This is a genomic window from Streptomyces sp. NPDC014891 (assembly GCF_043081085.1).
Taxonomy (GTDB): Bacteria; Actinomycetota; Actinomycetes; order Streptomycetales; family Streptomycetaceae; genus Streptomyces.
Genome location: NZ_JBIBWF010000002.1, coordinates 139,966 through 161,809, shown reverse-complemented (window position 1 = coordinate 161,809; position 21,844 = coordinate 139,966). Strand labels below are relative to the sequence as shown.

The following is a 21,844-nucleotide window of genomic DNA, read 5'->3' as shown; positions in this document are numbered from 1 at the left end:
CCATGGCGATCCTCATAGGAACGATGATCCTCGCCATCGGCCTGCCGACCTGGGCGGGGATCACGTACGTCGGGCTGGTCCGGGCCCGCCGGGGCGACGAGCTGCCCCCGCTCCGGCCGCCCCGGCGCCGCCGCACGCCCGCCAGGAAGGCCGCCTGGGTCGCCGCACTCGCCTACCTCGCCGGCGGCGCGGTCCACGTGTACGGCCTGTCCTACCTGCCGTTCCTCTTCCCGGAGGACGCGTGCTGGTTCGGCGTGGGCATCAAGGCGTACCCGGACTCCAGTAGTGCGCTGCCCGTGAGCCTGGTGTGCCACGGCATCGAGGTCGTCCCGTGGTGGGTGAATCCCGGGCTCCTCGTCCTGGCGGTCACCGCCGTGGCCGCGACCGTGACGAGCGTCGCCCTCGCCGTGCGGGGATCGCGGCGGGCGGCGGCCGTCAGGCGGGGCGCCTGAGGCTCTCGAAGATGCGGGCGAAGCCCTCCGTCCCGTGGCCCGCGTCGATCTGGCGCTGGATGAGCCCCTGCACCACGTCGAGCACCTCGGTGCTGACGCCCTGCTCGGCAGTGGCGGCCTGGAGGTCGCCGAGATGGGAGAACTCCAGGCTCTGCTGGCCCGCGACGGTGTAGTCCCCGCCGTCGATCACCTCGGCGAAGCCCGCGAGGCCGCCGGTCATGGCGGACAGCCACGGGGCCGCCGAGGCCGCGAACTCGCGGGCGGTGATGCCGGCCGGGGCGACCATGGCGGCTCCGTGGACGAAACCGGCGAACATGACGTACATGCCGGCGAGCAGGGCGAGGTCGTACAGGGGCGCGAGTCCGGCGTCGTCGCCGTGGTAGGTGCTGGTTCCCCACAGGTCCAGCAGCGGCTTGTACCGATCGAAGGCCTCGGCCGACCCGCTGTAGAGGACCGACGCCCCGGGCAGGCCGATCATGTGCGGCACGGCCATGATGCCGCCGTCCAGGTACGTGATGCCGGCGCGGGCGGCCCAGGCCGCCGACTCCCGTGACTGGGCGGGGGAGGTGGTGGTGACGTTGATCAGGGTGCGTCCGGCGAGGTCGCCGGTGAGCGGGTCGAGCACCTCGTGCACGGACGCGTGGTCGAGGAGGCAGGCGATCACCAGCCCGCTCGCGCGGACGGCGTCGGTGGCGGTGGCGGCGGGCGTGGCACCGAGGGCGAGGAGGCCGTCGGCCCTGCCCGGGGTCCGGTTCCAGACGGTGGTCGGGTGTCCGGCCTTCACGAGGGCGGCGGCCAGCGCGCTCCCCATCGCTCCCAGGCCGAGCACACTCACCTGGACGCTGTCGTCGGTCGTCATCTCTTGGGCTCTCCCTCGTGTTGGTGACCTGAGGGAATGCTCTTCGCCGCTGCGGAGGTTGACCAGTACGGACTGAATAGTGGGGTACGCACCCGGGGGTAAGCACCCCGCGGTGCGCGGTTCGAGGAGGGGCGGATGGCGGCACGGCGTGGCCCGTACTTCTGCGGTATCGACGCGGCGATGGACGTGGTGTCCGGGAAATGGAAGGTGCTGATCCTGTGGGAGCTGGACCACCACGGGGTCCGGCGGTTCGCCCAGCTCCGGCGGGGGCTGCCGGGCGTCAGCGAGAAGATGCTGGTCCAGCATCTGCGGGAGATGGAGGAGGACGGCCTCGTCCGCCGCGAGGTGTACGCGGAGGTGCCACCGAAGGTCGAGTACTCCCTGACGGAACGCGGCATCTCCCTCAACGCCGCGCTGGCCCCGCTGGGGAAGTGGGGCGGCGAACGGATCCGGGAGATCGGTGCGGAGAAGGTCCCCGTCGTCAGCGAGGTAGGGGAGCAGCGATAGTCGGCCATTCAATGGCTGTAAATCGCTGCCTTTCGCCCCGTTCTTCACAGGTCTCTCACACCGGCCGCACCGCACCTGACCTCGTCGATCGCTCGCGTGGAGACTGAGGAGAACCGGCAAGCGGATTTCCCTCTCCGCCTTCCGGAGCCCCGGGTCGGCGCTTGCCGAGCGTTGTTTACCCGGGGTTAAGTAGCGCCGCGCGTGTCCGGGACCGACCATCCCGGCGTGGCACGCGCACGTCATCGGCGGTCGGGGGGACACCACCGCCACGGGGGAAGACACGGCATGGCCATCGCCATCGCCATCGCCGCGACGCCGACTCGTCGTCGCACAACGCCCGGGGCCTACCCCCTGCCTGCCCTCGTTCGCTGTGAAGGACGCCTTCCTTGCGGTTCAGACCGGGGTTGTTCACCTCTCGATCACGCTTGTCCACCTCTCTCACGACGGCGGTCACGTCCGTCGTCGCCCTGGCCGTTCTCGGGGGAACGGCCGTCCGGCCCGAACCGGCCCTGCAGAACGCGCAGACCGCCGCCGCGACCGCCGACTCCTACGACGGCTACGACCCCAAGGCGGCCCAGCAGCTGCGCGAGGACCAGTGCATGGGCACCGAGGCCCTGCGCATGGGCGGACCCAACCTGTACGCCCTCGCGCAGAACGCGCTCACGCTGCCGCCCGACCAGCTTCACACGAAGCTCGTCCGGAACATGTACGACGACAAGACCCCGCTGCACGCGGCCTGGAACGCCGACCGGGCGCTCACCGACCAGTGGCTCGACAAGGTCCAGAAGCAGGGCGACGCGTGGAACAGCGCCGCGAGCCTGGACTCGTACCCCAACGCGCCCAGGGACGCGGACGAGATCTTCGACAAGACCGGTCTGCTCCCGTGGCTCTACCAGGGCTACTCGGACCCGCTCAACCTGTTCAACCCCTTCTACGACTCCTCCCCGACGGCCGACGACAAGACGAAGGCCGCCGCCGTGGCGATCGGTGACCCGCTCTACACGAGCGGCGGGACCCCGAAGGAGAAGGAGGCCTGGGCGCTCTGGAAGAAGAACTCCGGGAAGGTCGAGGAGAACCAGCTCTTCGTGCCCCGGGTGTTCGCCGACGACGCCCGGATCTTCCTCGGCTCCGGCGGGTTCCCCCGGACGGCCCCGGCCCCGGACAGCGCCGAGTTCCGCATCGCGGTCGAGGACCTCAAGGCCCGCTTCGGGGCCTGCGGCTGGCACGACCCGATCGACCCGAACCGGGTCCTCGGGCAGCAGGTCGCCAAGGCCGCGTCCGAGTGGCAGCAGGAGATCGCCGGCCAGACCACCCAGCGGCAGCAGATCCTGACGGCCGGCAAGGACGCCGCGAAGGCGCTGCAGGACGGCGCGTACGCCCTCAGCCTGCTCGTCGGCCAGTCGTGGCTCGCCGACTACTACACCCTCTGGCAGGACCACTGGACGCCCGGTGGCGTCGGCTGGATCGGCAACGGCTACACGGTGATCGAGGTGCCTGGCGCACCGGGCAAGTGCCTGGACGTCCAGGGCGGCGGCAAGACCAACGGCACTCCGGTCCAGGTCCACACCTGCAACAACACCGCGGCGCAGAAGTGGCAGCTGGAGGGCGGTGAGGGGGATCTCCACCTCCGCAACGTCAACTCGTTCAAGTGCCTGGACGTGGCCGGGAACGCCTCGGCCAACGGTACGAAGATCCAGATCACGGACTGCTACAGCACCAAGGGCCAGTCGTGGAAGGGTGATGTCCGGGCCGCCTCGCCGCTGACCAGTCTGACCACGGGCAAGTGCCTGGACCTGAGCGCCTTCACCGCCGGCACCGACGCGCGGCTGTGGGACTGCAAGGGCACCAGTGCGCAGAAGTACCTGGTCAAGCCGACCGGGGAGAAGGGCGCGGGCAGCACCCCGTACCCGGCCAAGGCGCAGTTCGACGCGGCGAAGAAGGGACTCGCCGACGCCCAGGCGGCTGCGAAATCGCACCTGGCCACGGTGAAGGTCCAGCTGGCGAAGGCCAAGACCTCGGCCACCGCCTCCGACACGGCCGTGCAGGCCGCGTACGGCATCGCGGACGCCGCCGGCGCCCCGCGCGGCCGCGGTCTCCTGGTCGGTCAGCAGAAGGCCCAGGTCACCAAGGGCGCCGTCGCGGCGCTGACGGCGATGGCGAAGGCCGGCGAGACCGCAGAGGCCGCCACCCGGGCCGCGGCGGGCGACAGCGCGACGATCACGCAGCGCGCGCTCGCGCAGACCGCGCAGGTCAACGCCGAGTTCCGCAAGGAGGCCGCGCGCGTCGCCTCGGAGCAGGCGAAGGCCGCGGCCGACGGCGCCAAGCTGCACCGCGACAACGCGAAGAAGGACAAGGAGACCGCCGAGGCCAAGCTGGCCCTCGCGCTGAAGGCCGAGGGCGACGCGAAGGCGGCCGCCGCCGACGCGCACGCCAAGCGGCTGGCGGCCGAAGCCGAGGAGGCCACGGCGAAGGCGGAGAAGGACACGGCCGCGGCGAAGCAGGGGGAGGCGGCGCAGCACCGGCAGAACGCCGAGGCGGAGGCCGTCCGGGCCGACGACGCCAGGAGGGCCGCCGAGGCCTCCGAGAACACGGCGGTCGAGAAGAAGAACGCCGCCGTGAAGGCCCGCGACAACGCCAAGGCCAAGCGGGACGACGCGTGGGAGGCCGAACAGCGGGCCGACGCCGCTCGCGCGAAGGCCGACGCCAAGGACGCGTACGCCCAGGCCCACGAGTCCGACAGCTCCGCCCAGGAGTCCCGTGAGGCGGCCGAAGCCGCCGCACGGCACGCCGACGACGCGGAGGCGGCCGCCGGACGGGCCCGCGGTGAGGCCGACGCGGCCACCCGCGCCGCCTCGGAAGCCGACGCCGCGGCCAGCCGCGCCGAGGCGGCCGCCAAGCGGTCCCGCGCCCACGCGGACGCCGCCCAGGCCGCCAAGCTGAAGGCCGACGCAGCGGTACGGACCGCGACCAGCGCGGCGGCCGACGCCATCGACGCCTCCGAGCACGCGGCTGCGGAGGCCGCGACTGCCGTCAGGCTGGCGGAGGAGGCGGAGAAGTCCGCCAAGGCCGCCAAGGCCGAGGCGGACGCGGCGAGCAAGGAGGCCGCCAAGGCCGTCGCCGCCTCCGTGAAGGCCGCCGGCTTCGCGCACGTCACCGCGCAGGCCGCCGTGGACGCGGGCAAGGCCGCCGTCCAGGTCGCCAAGCCCGCCAACGACGCGATCCAGCTCGGCTCGCCCTACGCCGCCACCGACTCGGCCGCCGGCCTCGTCGTGCTGACCGGTCAGGGCTCCAAGACGATCGCCGACCAGCAGAAGGCCGTCGCCGACGCCCACGCCAAGAACGCGCAGGCCGAGGCCGTCGCCGCCAAGAGCATCGCCGACCAGGCCGTCGGCGACGCGAAGATCGCCCACCAGTACGCGGCCACCGCCGCCGGACACGCGGCGACCGCCCGCGGCTACTCCAAGGAGGCCCTCGGCTACGCGGCCGACGCCGCCGCGGCCGCCGCGAAGGCCACGCAGTCGCTGGCCCGCACCGTCGAGTACGACCGCAAGGCGGCCGAGGACGCCGCCGCCGCCGACAAGGCCGCCGGACGCGCCGAGGGCTACGCCGCGCAGGCCCGCGACTCCGCCGACCAGGCGGCCCTCGACGCTCAGGCCGCCCGCCAGGCAGCCACCGCGGCCGAGGAATCCGCCAAGGCCGCCCGCGCCGCCGCCGACCGGGCCGACGTCGCCGCCACCGAGGCGGAGCAGGCCGCCAAGGACGCCCTGAAGTACGCCGAGGAGGCACAGGCGGCGGCCGACAGGGCCGAGGCCGCGCAGAAGAACAACTCGATCGCCGAAGGCGGGACGACCGGCGTCGGCGGGGTCTTCTACGTCGTCGACAAGATGGTCCCGATCGGTGAACCGGAGATCAAGAAGAAGGAGAACTGCAACGTCATCATTCACGTGGGCGACTGCGTGATCACGGCCGTCATCCACTTCGACGCCTACATCGACCTGTTCCTGTGCACCGCGAAGGACATGCCGGCGACCCAGGCGGGCTGCCCGCCCGACGCGGTGGTCTTCCTCGGTTCCGACGTCCTCAAGGACCAGAAGAGCGAGGTCACGCACACCCTGTCGATGACCGAGTTCAACGCCGGCATCGACCCGGTGAAGATCCTCCTCGGCGACTTCATCGAGTGCGCCCGGAAGATCGCGCCCGGCGGCGAGTCGGGCAGTTGGGCCGGCTGCGCCTGGGCCGCGACCTGGTTCATCCCCGGCAAGGCGTTCAAGGTGATCGGGGACGCGCTCCACGCGTTCAACGCGTCCCTGCACACGGGCGTCGGCGTCCGTGAGGCGTTCAACGCACTGCGGGCGCTCGACCTCGACCCGGCGACCATCGCCCGGCTCGAGAGCACCGTCAACGTCTACGAGGACGTGTTCGTCGCCTGCCGCACGAACAGCTTCCCCGGCGGCACCGGCGTCCTCATGGCCGACGGCTCCCACCGGGCGATCCGCGACGTGCGGATCGGTGACCGGGTCCTCGCCACCGACCCCCGCACCGGGAGCCTGCGCCCGCAGGGCGTGACGGACACGTTCCGCCACGACACCGAGCGCCTGGTGGACATCACCGTCGACGGCGGCCTGCTCACCAGCACGATCGGCCACCGGTTCCTCGTCCTCGGCCGTGGCTGGACCACCGTCGCCGAGCTGCGTGTCGGCGACCGGCTCCGCACCCCGCAGGGCACCGAGCAGACCGTCACCGCGCTGCGCGACCGCTCGGGTCTCGCGCCGCGTACGGTGTACGACCTCACGGTCGACGGGCCGCACACGTTCTACGTGCGGCCGCGGGGCGAGGAGCGGGTCCAGGACGTCCTCGTCCACAACTGCACCAACATCGTCGCGGACGAGGGGCTGTTCGGGGCACACACCCTCGGGGTGCACGTCCGTGCTTCCGACGACGCGATGCGGGCCAAGGCCCAGGCCGACGGGATCGCGGGCAAGTGGACCGACGAGGCGACGGCGGCCTCGGCCGTCAAGCAGGCGATCGAGGAGTGGATCAAGCACGGGGACAACGCCAAGACGTTCGAGAACTGGCAGCGGAAGCAGTCGCAGAACAAGAACGGCTTCGTGGCCGAGCGGGACTGCCTGTCCTTCGAGTGGACGCTGAAGAACGAGGGCTCACTCGGGACCGTGTGGCGCAGGGGCGGAGCAGAGGCCGGGGAGGCGGCGGGCAACAGCGTACGGGTGGTTCTCCGGTACGTTCCGAAGAAGGCCGAGCCGCGGCCCCACAACCCGAGCAAGTACGTCGTGTTCACGTCGTTCCCGCTTCCGAAGAAGCAGTAGCGGGGCCGCCGGACCTCCGTCCGGCGGGCTGACGGAACGACGAGGAACGGGCACTCCTCCTCGCGAGGGGTGCCCGTTCCCGCTGGGGCACGTACGAGGGCAGGGAGGAAGAGGGAGTATGGAACGGGTGCGCGAGGTCTACTACGACGACCACGGGGCGGACTTCGGACTCAGCGGGTACGCCGGAGAGTTGGCCGGCCGGACCGGGCTCCGGCTCGACGAGGACGTGACCCTGGCACTCGCCGCGGCCCAGGCGGCCGACGAGGACGTCCAGCTGGGCCGGGACGTGCGGACCCTCCTGGAGTCGGGACTGCCGGACGGGACGCTCCACGCGGTGTGGCTGGCCGCCGTGCGGCGCCGCTTCGACCCCGCCCGGGAGGGCACGGACGTCCGTTCCTGGCTGCGCCGGGTCTCCGAGGTGTGCCCGCCCCAGGACCAGGAGCAGGGTCCGTATGCAGCGGCGGGCCTCGCCGAGGCGCGGCCGGTCGTCACGGAGGCGGAGCTGCGGGGCGCGGTGACGGCGGAGATCGAGGCGAACGCCGCGGAGCTCCGCCTCGCCGTCGCCGTGCCGGACGTCGTGCCCGCCCTGCTGCGCGTCGTGCGGGAGGCCGACGCGGACCTCGGCCTTCGGCTGTTCCTGCGCGTGGCGAAGTCGTACTCCGTCCTCCTCGGCAAGGACGCGTACGACCGGCTGACGGAGCTGGGCCGACGGCTGGCCTATCCGCCGGACGCCGTTCAGCAGGCACTGGAGGTCCGCTGGCCGCCCGTCGACCCGGGGAGGCGGGACCTCGGCATCGGCCGGTTCGGGGTGCAGATGCTGGCCGCCGTCTTCCGCGGAACCGACTGGCCGCACCTGGGAACCGTGCGGGAGAACCTGGTGCGCGTCATCGACACCGACTACGGCGACGTGCCCGGATCGTACGCCGCCGTCCTCCTGGAGGACCTGCGCCGCCTCCTCGACTCCGCCCTCTCCGACACGGCCCTGAGCACGCTGTGGCGGGTCGTCACCCGGCGGACGTACGTCACCGGACAGGACGAGTTCGACGCCGACGTGCGGGCCTGGCTGGAGTCGGTCGCCGAGGAGTGCCGGGAGGTGCTGGCCCGGGTGGACCCCGGCTACGCGCCGTACGTCTCGCCGGCCCGGACCGATGAGACGGAGGCCGTCCTCCGGGAGCTCCACGAGGCGGGGCACGAGGAACCGGCCGACGTGCGCGACGCGGTGCCGCTCCTCGCGGACGTCGTCACCACCGTCGATCCGGATCTGGGCTTCCGCCTCTTCCTCCAGCTCCTCTCGGCGCACGCCGTCCCCGTGGCGGGGGCCCGGCGCGCGCGGTTCCTGGAGCTCGCCGCGCGTCTCGGCTACGGCCCGGAGCACGTGGAGGACCACCTGCCGGATCCCCGGAGCTGACCGGTCACGCCCCCGCGAGCACCGCCCGCAGCTTCCGCACGCCCGCCTTCCACTCCTCGCCGTCCGACTCCTCCCAGAGTTCCAGGAGTTCGGAGGGCTCGGTGAGGATGCGGTCCAGGGCCGTCACGGCCTCCGGGCGGAGTTCGGCCGGGAGGGGCGGCAGCGGGTCCTTCGGCGCGTACGAGGTGGTGATCGGGTCGCCGCCGGGGCACTGGGCCGCGAGCAGGGCCGCCGAGGCGATCGCCTCGTCCGCCAGGTCCGCGTCCAGGTAGGCGTCACCGGTGCCGATCACCTCGCGGAAGGCCGTGCGCAGGACGTCGGCCTTCTTCTCCGCCGGTGCCTCGTCCACCCGGTACGAGAAGTCGGCGGCGGTGTCGTTGTCGAAGGGGCCGATGTCCCAGGTGCCCATGGCGTGCTCGCTCTCTCCGTGCGCGGTCGTTCCGCTGTACCGACAGAGTGGCAGGCACCACTGACAACGCCCCTCCGGAACCCGGCTCCTGGGGCCCGGACTCCGGTCGGTGCGGCGGCCCGTTCAGGAGAGGTGGCCGGGCCAGTGCGGGTCCTCCCAGCGGGCGGGGCCCGTCAGTCCGATGAGGCGGATCCGGTGGAGCAGCTCCTCGTGGCCGTCGCGCGGGGCGAGTCGGGTGGGCGCGTGCCGGACCAGCCAGGCGTCCAGTTCGAGGCGGAACGCCTCGGCGTTCTCCTCTTCCCAGGCGCGCCAGGGGAGTTCGTCCCCCAGCAGGTAGTAGCTCCACTGGTCGGCGGCCTCGGCCAGGTGCCGGTCGGCGACGGGGTCGTCCAGCGCCTCCCAGGCCGTGAGCCACGGGCCCAGGGCGTCGGACGCCTCCGAGCACAGGGCCAGCAGCTCGTGGACGGGGTAGGCGGGGGCCGGGTCGGTCAGGGCGTGGGCCCACCAGGCGTGCAGGAACTCCCGCACCGCCTCGGCCTGGGGTGCGGGCCACTGCCGCCACCGGCCGCGGGCGAAGGAGAGGCCCACCTCGTGCAGGCCGAACAGGGTGGTCGTGCGGCCCTCGACCAGCTCGGCGGCGAATGCGGGCAGGATGCGCCGCAGCACCGCGCCGTGGTCGGCCCAGTCGGGGGCGGTCCAGGTGCGGTGCAGCAGGTCCGGGTCGAGCGGCGCGTCCGGGATCTTCAGGAGGGCGAGTTCCTCCTCGCTGCCCCAGTGGCAGTCGCACTGGACCTCGTCCTGCCGGGCGGTCATGCCGCGGAAGGCGGCGGCCAGGCCGTCCAGGGCGCGGGCGAGCCGGCGGCCCGCGGGGGTGTCGTCTGTGGTCATCGGTGTCACGGCGGCCTCATCGGGACTCCGGACGGCTCCCGCCGGCCGAAGATTCCCACCCTACCGACCCCCGTCCCGCCGTCCGCGCTCGCCGTCCGCGCCCGCCGTCCGCGCCACCTGTCCGCGTCCGCCGTCCCCGCCCGTCGTCCGCGAGGCCGTCGTACATCCTCCGCATCTGACCTTCCGTCAGAATGGAACGTGTTCTAGTCTGCCGCGCATGGGCATCGCCATCACGCACGAACAGCGGGAGCTCGCCCGAGCCGTCCGGGGCTGGCTCGCCCGCGCCGTACCGCCCGAGGAGGTCCGCAAGCACCTGGACGTCCCCGGCACCGCCACCGGCCGGCCCGCGTACTGGGACGCCGCCGCCGAGCAGGGGCTCCTCGGAGTCCATCTCCCCGAGGAGCACGGCGGCGGGGGCGGCGACCTCGGCGACCTCGCCGTCGTCGTGGAGGAGGCGGCCAGGGCGCTCCTGCCCGGGCCCTACCTGCCCTCCGTACTCGCCGCCGAACTGCTCCTCGGGGCCGGTGCGAACGGGCTCGCCACCGCACTCGCGCGGGGGGAGCGGATCGGGGCCGTGGCCCTCGGCGGCACCGGCACCCTCACCGCCGTCCGCACCACCGGCGGCCACCTCCTCGACGGCACCGCGCCCCCGGTCCTCGGCGGCGCCCAGGCCGACCTCGTCCTGCTGTGCGCCGCCACCGCCGACGGCTCCGTCTGGCTCGCCGTCGACACCGACGGGCTCGCCGTGCGGCCCCACAAGAGCGCCGACCCCACCCGGCCCACCGCCGAGATCACCGCCCGCGCCCTCCACGTCCCCACCGCCCGCGCACTCGCCCTCGACACCGCCCTCGTCCACGACCTCGCCGCCGTCCTCTTCGCGGCCGACGCCTGCGGCACCGCCGCCCGCGCCGTCGAGACCGCCGCCGCGCACGCCCGCACCCGCGAGCAGTTCGGGCGGCCCATCGGGCAGTTCCAGGGCGTCAAACACCTCTGCGCCGACATGCTCGTCCGCCTCGAACAGGCCCGCGCCCTCAGCTGGGACGCCGCCCGCGCCCACCACGACGAGGCCCGCTCCCTCACCGCCGCCCTCGCCGCCGCCACCGCCCTCGACACCGCGTTCACCTGCGCCAAGGACTGCATCCAGATCCTCGGCGGCACCGGCTTCACCTGGGAGCACGACGCCCACCTGCTGCTCCGCCGCGCCGTCGTCGCCCGCCAGCTCCTCGGCACCGGCGACCGGCACCGCCTCGCCGCCGTCCGGCACGCAGCCGACGGCACCCGGCGCGGCCTCCGCCTCGACCTGCCGCCCGAGGCCGACGCCCACCGGCGGGAGGCCCGCGAGGCCGTCGCCCCCGCCGCCGGACTCGACCCGCCCGCCGCCCGCCGCGCCCTCGCCCCCACCGGCTACGCCGCCCCGCACCTCCCGGCACCGTACGGGCTCGGCGCCGGCCCCCTCCAGCAGCTCGCCGTCCAGCGCGAGCTCGACGAGGCCGGGATCGCCGTCTCCGGGCTCGGCATCGCCACCTGGGTGGTCCCCTCGCTCCTCGCCCACGGCACGCCGGCCCAGCAGGCGGAGCACCTCGGTCCCACCCTGCGCGGCGAGCGCCTCTGGTGCCAGCTCTTCTCCGAGCCCGGCGCCGGCTCCGACCTCGCCTCCCTCCGCACCCGCGCCGAGCGCACCGAGGACGGACGCTGGCGGATCAACGGGCAGAAGGTGTGGACGAGCGCCGCCCAGTGGGCCCACCACGGCATCCTGCTCGCCCGTACCGACCCGGCCGCCCCCAAGCACAAGGGCCTCACCTACTTCCTCGTCGACATGCGGAACACCCCCGGGATCGACGTACGCCCGCTCAAGGAGATCACCGGGGAGTCCCTCTTCAACGAGGTCTGGTTCGACGACGCGATCCTCCCCGCCGACGCCGTCGTCGGCGAGGTCGACGACGGCTGGCGGGTCGCCCGCAACACCCTCGGCAACGAACGCGTCCACATGGCCGACCAGGTCGCCTTCGACACCGGCCTCGAAGCCGTCATCGCGAGGGCGGACGGGACCGACGACTCCGTGCGGGTGCGGATCGGCACGCTGCTCGCCGAGGCGCACGCGCTCGCGTGCATCGGCCTGCGCACCACCCTGCTCCAGGTGTCCGGCCTCGAACCCGGCGCGGGCGCCAGCGTCCGCAAGCTCGTCCAGACCCTCCACCAGCAGAAGCTCGCCGAACTCACCCTCGAACTCCTCGGCCCCGAGGGCGCCGTGCGCGAGGGGCCCGGCGAACGGGCCGTCCACGGACTGCTCATGTCCCGCTGCCTCACCATCGCGGGCGGCACCACACAGGTACAGCTCAATGTCGTCGCCGAGCGGCTGCTCGGCCTGCCGAGAGACTGAGGGGGAACCGCAGATGGGCAAGGTGTACGTGGTCGGCGTCGGGATGACCCGGTTCGAGAAGCCCGAGACCCGGGACTGGCAGTACTGGGACATGGTCGAGGAGGCCGGAACCGCCGCGCTCGCCGACGCGGGCGTCCCCTACGCGCGCGTGGAGCAGGCCGCCGTCGGCTACTGCTTCCAAGCCTCCACCGCCGGCCAGCGCGCCGTGTACGAACTCGGGCTCTCCGGCATCCCCGTCTACAACCTCAACAACAACTGCGCGACCGGCTCCACCGCCCTCATGACCGCCCGCCAGTTCGTCGAGGGCGGCCTCGCCGACTGCGTCCTCGCCGTCGGCTTCGAGAAGATGAGCCGGGGCGCGCTCGGCGGCGGATCGGGGGCGGGCGACTTCTCGACCTCGCCCGTCGCCCGGCACTACGGGATCATGGCCGCCGCCCACGGCTTCGAGGCGAGCCCGCCCACCGCGCAGATCTTCGGCAACGCCGCCCGCGAGCACATGGAGCGGTACGGGACGACCGAGGCGCAGCTCGCGGCCGTCGGCGCCAAGAACCACCGGCACTCGGCGGACAACCCCCACGCCCAGTTCCAGGACGTCTACACGGTCGAGGAGGTGCTCGCCGCCAAGACCGTCCACCGGCCGCTCACCAAGCTCCAGTGCTCGCCCACCTCGGACGGCGCGGCCGCGGCCGTCGTCGTCTCCGAACGCTTCGTCGACGAGCACGGACTGCGGGACCGGGCGGTGGAGATCGCCGGACAGGCGATGACCACCGACACCGGGGAGTCCTTCGCCTCGGGCTCCTGCATCGACGCCGTCGGCCGCCCGATGTCCCGGGCCGCCGCCCGGCAGGCGTACGAGCGGTCCGGACTCGGCATCGAGGACGTCGACGTGATCGAGCTCCACGACTGCTTCTCCGTCAACGAACTCCTCACGTACGAGGCGCTCGGCCTGTGCGAGGAGGGCGCCTCCGGCAAGCTCGTCGAGTCCGGTGCGACGACGTACGGCGGCCGCTGGGTGGTCAACCCCTCGGGCGGCCTCATCTCCAAGGGGCACCCGCTGGGCGCCACGGGCCTGGCGCAGGCCGCCGAGATCGTCTGGCAGCTGCGGGGCGAGGCGGGTCCCCGCCAGGTGGCCGGAGCGCGGGTCGGACTGGCGCACAACATCGGCCTGGGCGGCGCGGCCGTCGTCACCCTGCTCCGCAAGGCGTAGGACCTTCTCCCCATGTACGGGGCGGAGGCGGTCTGCGACCATCACATCCATGCCGCAGACCGACTCCGCACGGACGACCCCCGCCACCCCCGCCCCGCCCGCACCCCGCGCCTGGGCGGTCGTCCTGACCGCCTGCGCGGGCCAGTTCCTCGTCGTCCTCGACGTCTCCGTGGTGAACGTCGCGCTGCCGTCGATGCGGACCGACCTCGGACTCTCGGCGCTCGGTCTGCAATGGGTCCTCAACGCCTACGCCATCGCCTTCGCCGGCTTCATGCTGCTCGGCGGCCGCGCCTCCGACCTCTACGGGCGGAAGGCGATGTTCCTGCTCGGCCTCGGCCTCTTCACCGGCGCGTCCGTCGCGGGCGGGCTCGCCCAGGAGGGCTGGCAGCTCGTCGCCGCCCGCGCCGTGCAGGGCCTCGGCGCGGCCGTCCTCTCACCCGCCACGCTGACCCTGGTCACCGCCGCCGTCCCCGCCGGAGCCGCCCGCACCCGGGCCATCGGCACCTGGACGGCGGTCGGCGCGGCCGGCGGCGCGGCGGGCGGCTTCGTCGGCGGCCTCCTCGTCGACCTGCTGTCCTGGCGCTGGGTCCTGCTCATCAACGTCCCCGTGGGCGTCCTCGTCCTCGCGGGCGCGCTGCTCTGGCTCCGGGAGTCCCGCACCGGCGCCGGCCGGCGCCTCGACCTGCCCGGAGCCGTCCTCGTCACCGCGGGGCTCGCCACCCTCGCGTACGGCATCGTGCAGACCGAGGAGGCGGGCTGGACGGCCCCCGCGACCCTGCTCACCCTCCTCGGCGGCCTGGCGCTCCTCGGAGTGTTCGTGGCCGTGGAGGCCCGTACGGCGGAACCGCTGATGCGGCTGGGGATCTTCCGCAACCGCGCGGTGTCGGCGGCCAACGCGTCGATCCTGCTGTGCGGTTCGGCCTCCTTCGGGATGTGGTTCTTCATGACCACCTACGCGCAGAGCGTCCTCGCCTACACCCCGCTCCAGGCGGGTCTCGCCCTCGTCCCCAGCTCCCTCAGCGTGGTCCTCGGCTCCAAGCTGGCCCCGTACCTGATGCCGATCGTCGGCGCGCGGAACCTGGCCGTGGCCGGCGCCCTCGTCGGGGCGGCGGGCTTCGCCTGGCAGTCGACCCTGACGGCCGACGGCACGTTCCTCGGGACGATCCTCGGCCCGGGCATCCTCATGATGGCCGGGATAGGCCTGGCCACCACCCCGCTGGCCGCCCTCGCCACGTCCAGCGCCTCCCCGTCCGACGCGGGCCTCGTCTCCGGCCTCGTCAACACCTCCCGCACGATGGGCGGCGCGCTGGGCCTCGCGATCCTCTCCACCGTCGCGGCGGCGGCCGCCCCCGCCGTCACCTCCGGCACGCCGGATCCGTCGTCCCTGGTCCCGGGGTACGCGATGGCCTTCCGCGTGGCGGCGGGCGTCCTGGTCGCGGCGGCCGCGCTGATGCTCCTGTGGCTCCCGAGGCCCGCCCGGGCCGCGGCCCGCCGCGGGTGACAATGCCCGGGTGATATCGATCAAGAACAAGTTCAGAACGGCCGTGACCGCGCTGGCCGTCGGCGCGTCCCTGCTGGCCGCCCCCTCGGCCTCGGCGGAACCGGTGCTGGCCGTGACCACGGGCGCCGTGTTCAACGACCCCGACAGCACCGACGCCTCCGCCCGGGGGCGGATCCTCTCCCACCTGGCGGGGCTCGTCGACGGCGCGGAGGCCGGGTCGTCCATCCGGATCTCCCTCTACCTCTTCCACTCGGTGTACCTGGCGAACAAGCTGGGCGACGCGCACAAGCGGGGCGTCACCGTCCAGGTCGTCGTCGACGCCGACAGCCGCTCCACCGGGCTGGAGACCCTCAAGACCCGGCTGGCGGACCCGGCGGGCGCCACCGGGTCCTGGGTGCGGACCTGCAAGCCGGAGGAGGCCTGCCTGGCGCTCGACCCGGGCACCACGGCGGCGGACCCGAACGGCACGTACGATAACGTCAACCACAACAAGTTCTTCCTGTTCTCCCGCACCAGGGGGAAGGGCGACGTGTTCGTCGACGACGTGGTCGTGCAGGGCTCCGGGAACCTCACGAGCCAGGACACCGACGACTGGTGGAACGACGCGCTGACGGTCGTCGGCAACGCGGAGCTGTTCACCGCGTACCGGGGCTACTTCGACGACCTCGCCGCGGCCGCCGCCGGGCAGATCCCGCAGGTCGCGGAGTACGCGCACGACACCCAGGCGGGCAAGGCGAAGGTCTACTTCTTCCCCCGGTCCGGCACCGACACGGTCGTCAACATCCTCGGGACGGTGGCGCCGGTCGGCACCCCGGACTCCTGCGGGGGCAACTCCGCGGGCTTCGGCACGGCGGACGGCCGTACGAGGATCCGCATCGCCCAGGGCCACACCACCCGTCCCGACGTGGCGAAGAAGCTGTGGGAACTCGCCAACGCGGGCTGCGAGATCGAGATCGTCTACCGGTCGCTCGACAACTGGACCGCCGACGACAAGCCGATGGGCCAGGTCGCCAACTGGCTGACCAGGCCGGTCACCGGCAAGGGCCGGATCACCCTGCACCAGCTCGACAACGACAAGCGCGGCGGCTCCGACTCCCACACCAAGTACCTGCTGATCGAGGGCACGTACAACGGCGGCCCCGACAAGAAGATCGTCTTCACCGGCAGCCACACCTACACGACGACGGCACTCCGGTACAACGACGAGACGCTCCTCAAGTACGAGGACGCGACTGTCTTCGACGCGTACGTCCAGAACTTCGAGGCCCAGCGGGCGGCGGCGATCGCGGGGCTGTAGGCCCCGACCCGACCGGCGGGCCCGGCGAGGCGCCGGGGCCCTGCGAGCCGCCCCGGACGGCGGGCCGCGCACCCGCCGCGGCCGTCAGGGCCCTGGTCGCGGGCCCCCGGTCGGGTGCGGTCGCGGGCCCCCGGTCGGGTGCGGTCCCGCACCGTCGCCGGGGTCGGGCGTGGGGTGCGGTCCCGCACCGCCACCCGGGTCGGGCCCCGCACCGCGTGCCGCGGCCTCGAAGGCCGGGTCGATCACCGTCTCGCCCCGCAGGACCCGACGGATCGACTCGGCCAGCTCCTCCACCGGGCCGTCCTTCACCAGGAAGCCCGCCGCGCCGGCCTCCATGGCCCGGCGCAGATGCCCGGGGCGGCCGAAGGCCGTGAGGATCAGGACCCGGCAGTCCGGGGCCTGCGCGCGCAGGTCCGCCGCCGCGTCCAGACCCGAACGGCCCGGCAGCCCGATGTCGAGCAGCGCCACGTCGGGCCGCGCGAGCAGCGCCGCGTCCACGATCTCGTCACCCCGCCCGACCTGTGCGACGACCTCCATGTCGTGCTCCATCCCGAGCAGCAAGGCCAGCGCCCCGCGCGGCATCCCCTCGTCCTCCGCGAGCAGCAGACGGATCATGGCGTGGGCTCTCCCTCGCGCTCGTGCGGACCGGAGCTCGCCGCGGAGGGCTCCCCGGCGACCCGGGACCGGCCCCGCGGAGCGGGTCCCGAGTCAAGAGTGCCGCCTGCCGCCGCGCCCCGCGCGCGCAGGCGGGCCGTACGGCGGCCGCCGGTCCGCACTCCGGGCCCTCCGCCGGGGCGGCGCCGGCACGCGCCGACGCGCATGTCTGACGGATCGTCAGGTGTGGGTTGCCGGAAGGGTTCCCAACTCCTGTCGGCTGGGCTATACATGGGGACCACCGACCTAGAACGCGTTCTAGAACGGCCGCGTACGGGACGGTTCCCGCACGGCCTCGGTGCGGCCGACGGTGCGGACGGTCGCATCGAGGTCTTCACCGCCACGAGGAGCAGCAGCCCGATGCCCATCGACCCCGCCAAGGCCGTCGCCGCCGAACCCCGCAGCGCCGACATCTCCTGGGACCACAAGGACGTCCAGCTCTACCACCTGGGACTGGGCGCAGGAACCCCGGCGACCGACCCCGACGAGCTCCGCTACACCCTCGAATCCCGGCTCCACGTCCTGCCCAGCTTCGCGACCGTCGCGGGCGCCGGCATGGGCGTCGTCGGCGGGCTCTCCGCCCCCGGCATCGACATCGACCTCACCGCCGTCCTGCACGGCGGCCAGACGGTGACCCTCCACCGCCCCCTTCCGGCCGCCGGCCGCGCCGTCTCCACCTCCCGCGTCGCCGCCGTGTACGACAAGGGGAAGGCCGCCGTCCTCGTCCTGCGCTCCGAGGCCTCCGACGCCGACGGGCCGCTCTGGACCAGCGACGCCCAGATCTTCGTCCGCGGGGAGGGCGGCTGGGGCGGCGACCGCGGCCCCTCCGAGCGCCTCGCCGTCCCCGGGCGAGAGCCGGACCGGACCGTCGAGCGGCCCGTCCGCGAGGAGCAGGCCCTCCTCTACCGGCTGTCCGGCGACTGGAACCCGCTCCACGCCGACCCGGAGTTCGCCAAGCTCGCCGGCTTCGAGCGGCCGATCCTGCACGGCCTGTGCACGTACGGCATGACCCTCAAGGCGGTGGTGGACGCGGTGCTCGGCGGCGACGTCACCCGGGTCCGCTCGTACCGCACCCGCTTCGCCGGGATCGTCTTCCCCGGCGAGACCCTGCGCATCCGGATGTGGGCCGACGAGGGCCGCGTCCAGGTGACCGTGACGGCGGTCGAGCGGGACGACGCACCCGTACTCGCCGACACCCTCGTCGAACACGCCTAGACCGGACCGGCACTCGAAGATCCGGACCGGCACTCGAAGACCCGGACCGGCACTCGCCGACCCATCCCGGCACTCGCAGACCCATCCCGGAGGGAGCCGCACCATGCGCGCAGCCGTACTGCACGAGATCGGCCAGGACAAGCTCGAAGTCGTCGACGACGTCGAGGCGGTGGGCTTCGGCCCCGGCAAGGTGAGGATCCGGGTCCGGGCCACCGGCCTCTGCCACTCCGACGTCTCCGCGATGAGCGGCGTCCTCCCGCAGCCCGCGCCCTTCATCCCCGGCCACGAGGGCGCGGGCGAGATCGTCGACGTCGGCGACGGCGTCACCGGACTCGCCCAGGGCCAGCGGGTGCTGCTCTGCTGGCTGCCCGCCTGCGGCAGCTGTCCCGCCTGCAGGCGCGGCCAGACCCAGCTCTGCCTGGCCGGGTTCATGAACGCCGGCATCCCCAACTTCAAGCGCCCCGGCGGCGACGTCTTCGGCTTCGCCGGCACCGGCACCTTCACCGAGGAGGTCGTCGTCGACGCGGGCTGCGCCGTCCCGATCCCCGACGACGTGCCCTTCGACATCGCCGCCCTCATCGGCTGCGGCGTCACCACCGGCCTCGGGGCCGCGATCAACACGGCCAAGGTGGAGGCCGGTTCGTCGGTCGCCGTGATCGGCTGCGGCGGCGTCGGCATCTCCGCGATCCAGGGCGCCAAGCTCCAGGGCGCCGCCCAGATCGTCGCCGTCGACCCCGTGGAGTCCCGCCGCGAGGCCGCCCTGCGCTTCGGCGCCACCGAGGCGGTCGCCCCGGACGCGCTCGCCGACGCCCGGCAGCGGATCACCGCGGGCGAGGGCTTCGACTACGTCTTCGAGGTCGTCGGCAAGTCCGCCACCGCCCGCACCGCCTACGAGACCACCCGGCGCGGCGGCACCCTGTGCGTGGTCGGCGCCGGCGCGATGGACGACAACCTCCAGCTCAACATGTTCGAGCTGTTCTTCGACGAGAAGCGGATCCTGCCCTCGATGTACGGCGGCGGGGACGTGCTCCGCTCCTACGAGCGGGCCATCGCCCTCTGGCGGGCCGGCCGCATCGACCTGGAGTCCCTCATCACCCACCGCGTCCCGCTCGCGGGCGTCAACGAGGCCCTGGAGCAGATGCGGACGGGGGTCGCCCTCCGCACCTGCATCGAGATCTGACCGGCACCCGCGACAGGGGGCCGGCCGGCACCCGCCACCGGGAGCCGGCCGGCACCGCACCGAGAACTGAGAGGACCGCGACACATGGCACTCCCGCTTGAGGGGCTGAGCGCGATCGTCACGGGCGCCGGCCGGGGACTCGGCCGCGCCGAGGCCCTGGAACTGGCCCGGCTCGGGGCGGCCGTCGTCGTCAACGACTACGGCCAGCCGGGGCGCGACGGCTCGGGCGCGGCCTCCGCCGTACCCGCCGAGGAGGTGGCCGCGGAGATCCGCGCGGCGGGCGGCAGCGCGGTCGCCCACCTCGGCGACATCGCCGACTTCGAGACGGCCCGGGCCCTGGTGGACCTGGCCGTGAGCGAGTTCGGCAAGCTGGACGTCCTGGTCAACAACGCGGGCATCCTGCGCGACCGGATGGTCTTCTCGATGAGCGAGGAGGAGTGGGACTCGGTCATCCGGGTCCACCTCAAGGGCCACTTCAACACCACGCACTTCGCGGCGGTGCACTGGAGGACCCGGGCCAAGGCGGGGGAGTCCGGCGTGTACGGCCGGATCGTCAACACCTCGTCGGAGGCCTTCCTCGCCGGCTCGGCCGGCCAGCCCAACTACGCGGCCGCCAAGGGCGGGATCGTCGGCCTCACGACCTCGACGGCGCTCGCGCTCGCCCGCTACGGGGTGACGGCGAACGCCATCTGCCCCCGGGCGCGCACCCGGATGACCGAGGACGTCTTCGCGGCCATCCCGGCGAACAAGGGGGGCGCCGAACCGGCGGACGGGGGCGGACTCGACCCGCTGTCGCCGGAGCACGTGGCACCGCTCGTCGGCTACCTCGCGTCGCCGGCCGCTGCCGGGGTCAACGGCCAACTGCTCGTCGTCCACGGCGGGATGGTAGCGATCATGGACCGCCCGCGGGTGGCGGCCGCGTTCGACACGGCCAAGGAGGCGTTCACGTACGAGGAGCTCGACGGCCTCCTGACCCCGCACTACGCGGCCCGCCCGGCGGGCGAGACCTTCGCGGCGGCGGAGGTCCTCGGCCTGAAGAAGGGCTGAGGCCGACAGGAACCGCCGGCCGGGGTGCGGCCCGGCCGGGAGGGGGACGGTGGGGAGGACGAAGGGCCCCGGGGAGAACCCCGGGGCCCTTCGCCCGTTCCGGTACCGCCCGTTACTTCGAGACGGGCTCGCGACGGTGGCGGCCGTGCGGGGAGGACGCGGAGTCCTCCGACGGCGCGGCGTCACCGCGGTGCTTGCCGGAGCCGTTCGGCTCCTGCCCGTCCGTGCTGTTTTCCGACATGGTCGAACTCACCCCGTTGACATCGGTCGTGCTGTGCAGCCCGAGAGTCTAGCCAGCGGGTTTCCCGTCCGTCAGGGGAGCCTGCTGCAACGGCACCGGACGGCACACCCGGGGCGCCCCGGCGGCCCCGCCCGGGCCCGCGGCCGACCCCGCCGAGGCCGCGGCGGCGGCCACCGCGGCGGGCTCCGGGGAGGGCTCAGGAGGCGCCTCCACGTCCGCGAGACCGCAGGGCGCCCCGGCCGTCGCGTACGGCAGCCGGAGCACCCCCTCCGGCGTCCAGAGGCCCGCCCCCGCCAGCCACCCCGCGGGTGCCGCCAGTTGGCCCATCCGGCGGGCCGCCGGCTGCCACGTGCCCACCCAGCTGCCGCCCGCCGCGTCGATCCGCAGCGCCACCGCACAGGTCTCGGGCATCAGCACCTGCCCCGGCTGCACGGCGAAGGGCGTCACGGCCGCGTCGTCGAGCCGCAGGCACTCCGGGAACCGCACCGGCAGCAGGCTGCCGAGCACGCCCCAGCCCAGCCGGTCGTGTCCCGGTGACGGCGCGTCGGAGCGGATCAGGAGCAGTCCGCTGTCCGGATCGGCGAGCAGCAGCCGGTCGTCGCTGTCCTCGGTGATCTGGAGCAGCGGCGTCACCTCCCCGCCCCGCTCCAGGTCGACGGCGACCGCCTTCACCGGCCCGCCGGCCTGCCTCCGGTCCAGCGCGAGCATCCGGCCCGTGCGGTCGAGCCACACCCCGCCCGAGCACCGCCCCGGCACCTCCGCGACCTGCTCGGGGCCGAAGGCCCCGCCCGCGACCAGCCACAGCGTGCTCGTCTCGGGTCCGACGCACAGGGCGTACGCGCAGATGCCGTCGGGCGACGGCGGCAGCAGCACCAGGTGCTCGGAGCCGGGGGCCTCCACGGCGCCCAGCCGGAGCTCCCCGGTGGCGGGGCCGGTGGGGTAGAGCAGCGAGAACGTGTTCCGCCGCCCGTCCACCCGGCGGGCGGCCAGGACCCGTCCGTCGGCCAGCGGGAGCAGCTGGGTGCCGGGCTCCTCCGGCTGGTCGAGGGGGAGCGGGACGGCGTACGGCTCCGGGCCGTCGAGCGTCCACCGCTCCGCGTACAGGGCGTCCCCGACGCCCGCGAGCCTGGCCGCGTACGCGCCGTTCGCCGTGATCGTGAGACCCGTCGTGCACGCCTCCGGCCGTACGCCGCGGGCCGGGTGCTCCCCGTCGCGGTCGTCGTCCTCGGCCGTGGTCTCGATGGCACACGCTGTCATCGACTCGTCACCTCCGGC

Annotated in this window: 16 protein-coding genes and 1 pseudogene; 11 read left to right on the top strand and 6 right to left on the bottom strand. The window is 73.8% G+C overall.

Annotated elements, in window-relative coordinates; all coding sequences use genetic code 11:
• The first annotated feature begins 2 nt into the window (after positions 1-2).
• Positions 3-452 (top strand): hypothetical protein, encoded by a 450-nt coding sequence (locus tag ACF09E_RS05345; protein WP_392203978.1) that lies wholly within the window; start codon positions 3-5, stop codon positions 450-452.
• On the opposite strand, the gene ACF09E_RS05340 is transcribed toward ACF09E_RS05345, so the two are convergent.
• Positions 436-1,311, bottom strand: a complete 876-nt coding sequence (locus ACF09E_RS05340) for an NAD(P)-dependent oxidoreductase (protein ID WP_392203977.1) — start codon at positions 1,309-1,311, stop codon at positions 436-438. The genes ACF09E_RS05345 and ACF09E_RS05340 overlap by 17 nt on opposite strands.
• Positions 1,312-1,446: 135 nt before the next feature.
• On the opposite strand from ACF09E_RS05340, the gene ACF09E_RS05335 reads away from it, so the two are divergent.
• From ACF09E_RS05335 to ACF09E_RS05325, 3 genes are all read left to right on the top strand, one after another.
• The gene (locus ACF09E_RS05335; RefSeq protein ID WP_392203976.1) at positions 1,447-1,818 is read left to right on the top strand and encodes a winged helix-turn-helix transcriptional regulator; all 372 of its coding nucleotides are present in this window, start codon (positions 1,447-1,449) and stop codon (positions 1,816-1,818) included.
• A 425-nt stretch (positions 1,819-2,243) separates the two neighbouring features.
• Positions 2,244-7,142 carry a ricin-type beta-trefoil lectin domain protein gene (locus tag ACF09E_RS05330; protein ID WP_392203975.1) on the top strand — a complete coding sequence of 1,633 codons (4,899 nt, stop codon included), beginning with the start codon at positions 2,244-2,246 and terminating at the stop codon, positions 7,140-7,142.
• A 118-nt stretch (positions 7,143-7,260) separates the two neighbouring features.
• Positions 7,261-8,550, top strand: coding sequence for a hypothetical protein (locus tag ACF09E_RS05325; protein ID WP_392203974.1), 1,290 nt, complete (start codon positions 7,261-7,263; stop codon positions 8,548-8,550).
• A gap of 4 nt (positions 8,551-8,554) precedes the next feature.
• On the opposite strand, the gene ACF09E_RS05320 is transcribed toward ACF09E_RS05325, so the two are convergent.
• Complete coding sequence (locus ACF09E_RS05320) at positions 8,555-8,959, bottom strand: DUF4259 domain-containing protein (protein ID WP_392203973.1); 405 nt, start codon at positions 8,957-8,959, stop codon at positions 8,555-8,557.
• Positions 8,960-9,082: 123 nt separating this feature from the next.
• A complete protein-coding gene (locus ACF09E_RS05315) occupies positions 9,083-9,847 on the bottom strand; it encodes a hypothetical protein (RefSeq protein WP_392203972.1) in 765 nt (254 codons plus the stop codon).
• A gap of 217 nt (positions 9,848-10,064) precedes the next feature.
• On the opposite strand from ACF09E_RS05315, the gene ACF09E_RS05310 reads away from it, so the two are divergent.
• The 4 genes from ACF09E_RS05310 to ACF09E_RS05295 are packed head-to-tail and all read left to right on the top strand — an operon-like array spanning position 10,065 to position 16,232.
• Positions 10,065-12,227 carry an acyl-CoA dehydrogenase gene (locus tag ACF09E_RS05310; protein WP_392203971.1) on the top strand — a complete coding sequence of 721 codons (2,163 nt, stop codon included), beginning with the start codon at positions 10,065-10,067 and terminating at the stop codon, positions 12,225-12,227.
• A gap of 13 nt (positions 12,228-12,240) precedes the next feature.
• Entirely contained in the window at positions 12,241-13,434 is a 1,194-nt protein-coding gene (locus tag ACF09E_RS05305; RefSeq protein WP_392203970.1) for a lipid-transfer protein, read from the top strand.
• A gap of 49 nt (positions 13,435-13,483) precedes the next feature.
• Positions 13,484-14,935, top strand: coding sequence for an MFS transporter (locus tag ACF09E_RS05300; RefSeq protein WP_392203969.1), 1,452 nt, complete (start codon positions 13,484-13,486; stop codon positions 14,933-14,935).
• 10 nt (positions 14,936-14,945) lie between these two features.
• The gene (locus tag ACF09E_RS05295) at positions 14,946-16,232 is read left to right on the top strand and encodes a phosphatidylserine/phosphatidylglycerophosphate/cardiolipin synthase family protein (protein ID WP_392203968.1); all 1,287 of its coding nucleotides are present in this window, start codon (positions 14,946-14,948) and stop codon (positions 16,230-16,232) included.
• A gap of 195 nt (positions 16,233-16,427) precedes the next feature.
• On the opposite strand, the pseudogene ACF09E_RS05290 reads toward ACF09E_RS05295, so the two are convergent.
• Positions 16,428-16,847: pseudogene (locus tag ACF09E_RS05290) on the bottom strand (response regulator transcription factor); the annotation flags it as partial.
• 399 nt (positions 16,848-17,246) lie between these two features.
• Between ACF09E_RS05290 and ACF09E_RS05285 the strand changes: the two are divergent.
• The 3 genes from ACF09E_RS05285 to ACF09E_RS05275 all read left to right on the top strand — a co-directional run bounded on the left by ACF09E_RS05285 (position 17,247) and on the right by ACF09E_RS05275 (position 20,328).
• A complete protein-coding gene (locus ACF09E_RS05285) occupies positions 17,247-18,101 on the top strand; it encodes a MaoC/PaaZ C-terminal domain-containing protein (protein ID WP_392203967.1) in 855 nt (284 codons plus the stop codon).
• 103 nt (positions 18,102-18,204) lie between these two features.
• Entirely contained in the window at positions 18,205-19,281 is a 1,077-nt protein-coding gene (locus ACF09E_RS05280; protein WP_392203966.1) for a Zn-dependent alcohol dehydrogenase, read from the top strand.
• Positions 19,282-19,365: 84 nt separating this feature from the next.
• Positions 19,366-20,328 (top strand): 3-oxoacyl-ACP reductase, encoded by a 963-nt coding sequence (locus ACF09E_RS05275; RefSeq protein ID WP_392203965.1) that lies wholly within the window; start codon positions 19,366-19,368, stop codon positions 20,326-20,328.
• Positions 20,329-20,440: 112 nt separating this feature from the next.
• On the opposite strand, the gene ACF09E_RS05270 is transcribed toward ACF09E_RS05275, so the two are convergent.
• Entirely contained in the window at positions 20,441-20,569 is a 129-nt protein-coding gene (locus ACF09E_RS05270; protein WP_361856233.1) for a hypothetical protein, read from the bottom strand.
• 48 nt (positions 20,570-20,617) lie between these two features.
• Positions 20,618-21,826 (bottom strand): hypothetical protein, encoded by a 1,209-nt coding sequence (locus tag ACF09E_RS05265; protein ID WP_392203964.1) that lies wholly within the window; start codon positions 21,824-21,826, stop codon positions 20,618-20,620.
• Positions 21,827-21,844 lie beyond the last annotated feature (18 nt).

Coding starts and splice junctions, on each gene's coding strand:
- ACF09E_RS05345 (WP_392203978.1), top strand. CDS start 3: ATGGCGATCCTCATAGGAACGATGATCCTCGCCATCGGCCTGCCGACC.
- ACF09E_RS05340 (WP_392203977.1), bottom strand. CDS start 1,311: ATGACGACCGACGACAGCGTCCAGGTGAGTGTGCTCGGCCTGGGAGCG.
- ACF09E_RS05335 (WP_392203976.1), top strand. CDS start 1,447: ATGGCGGCACGGCGTGGCCCGTACTTCTGCGGTATCGACGCGGCGATG.
- ACF09E_RS05325 (WP_392203974.1), top strand. CDS start 7,261: ATGGAACGGGTGCGCGAGGTCTACTACGACGACCACGGGGCGGACTTC.
- ACF09E_RS05320 (WP_392203973.1), bottom strand. CDS start 8,959: ATGGGCACCTGGGACATCGGCCCCTTCGACAACGACACCGCCGCCGAC.
- ACF09E_RS05315 (WP_392203972.1), bottom strand. CDS start 9,847: ATGACCACAGACGACACCCCCGCGGGCCGCCGGCTCGCCCGCGCCCTG.
- ACF09E_RS05310 (WP_392203971.1), top strand. CDS start 10,065: ATGGGCATCGCCATCACGCACGAACAGCGGGAGCTCGCCCGAGCCGTC.
- ACF09E_RS05305 (WP_392203970.1), top strand. CDS start 12,241: ATGGGCAAGGTGTACGTGGTCGGCGTCGGGATGACCCGGTTCGAGAAG.
- ACF09E_RS05300 (WP_392203969.1), top strand. CDS start 13,484: ATGCCGCAGACCGACTCCGCACGGACGACCCCCGCCACCCCCGCCCCG.
- ACF09E_RS05285 (WP_392203967.1), top strand. CDS start 17,247: ATGCCCATCGACCCCGCCAAGGCCGTCGCCGCCGAACCCCGCAGCGCC.
- ACF09E_RS05280 (WP_392203966.1), top strand. CDS start 18,205: ATGCGCGCAGCCGTACTGCACGAGATCGGCCAGGACAAGCTCGAAGTC.
- ACF09E_RS05275 (WP_392203965.1), top strand. CDS start 19,366: ATGGCACTCCCGCTTGAGGGGCTGAGCGCGATCGTCACGGGCGCCGGC.
- ACF09E_RS05270 (WP_361856233.1), bottom strand. CDS start 20,569: ATGTCGGAAAACAGCACGGACGGGCAGGAGCCGAACGGCTCCGGCAAG.
- ACF09E_RS05265 (WP_392203964.1), bottom strand. CDS start 21,826: ATGACAGCGTGTGCCATCGAGACCACGGCCGAGGACGACGACCGCGAC.